This window comes from Brucella sp. TWI559, from assembly GCF_039674265.1.
In the GTDB taxonomy this organism is placed as follows: Bacteria; Pseudomonadota; Alphaproteobacteria; order Rhizobiales; family Rhizobiaceae; genus Brucella; species Brucella chromiisoli.
Map to the genome: position 1 here is coordinate 1 of NZ_JBDJNE010000083.1, position 368 is coordinate 368.

The following is a 368-nucleotide window of genomic DNA, read 5'->3' on the forward strand; positions in this document are numbered from 1 at the left end:
GGTCTTCGCAGCCGTCGTCTGGATGGTGCCGCCATTCGTGCCAAGCGTCACCGCACGACTGTTGTCAAAGCTGTCTGTGAGCAGAAGCGTGCCGCCATTGAAGCCGAGCGCACCTGTCGTCGCGCCAAGATTGGCGTTGGCCGAGACTGAAAGCACACCGCCATCAATCTGCGTGCCGCCCGTATAGTCGCTGGCCGTGCTCGAGAGAACAAGCGTGCCGTCGCCGGTCTTCGTTAGTTTGCCCGTGCCCGTCACCGTGCCCGAGAAACTGTTGGTCTTCGCAGCCGTCGTCTGGATGGTGCCGCCATTCGTGCCAAGCGTCACCGCACGACTGTTGTCAAAGCTGTCTGTGAGCAGAAGCGTGCCGC

At 62.0% G+C, this 368-nt stretch carries 1 protein-coding gene; it reads right to left on the reverse strand.

Going from position 1 to position 368, the window contains the following annotated elements; all coding sequences use genetic code 11:
- The coding region (locus ABE530_RS19720) for an autotransporter-associated beta strand repeat-containing protein (protein WP_499695738.1) at positions 1–368 on the reverse strand (368 nt) is incomplete at both ends.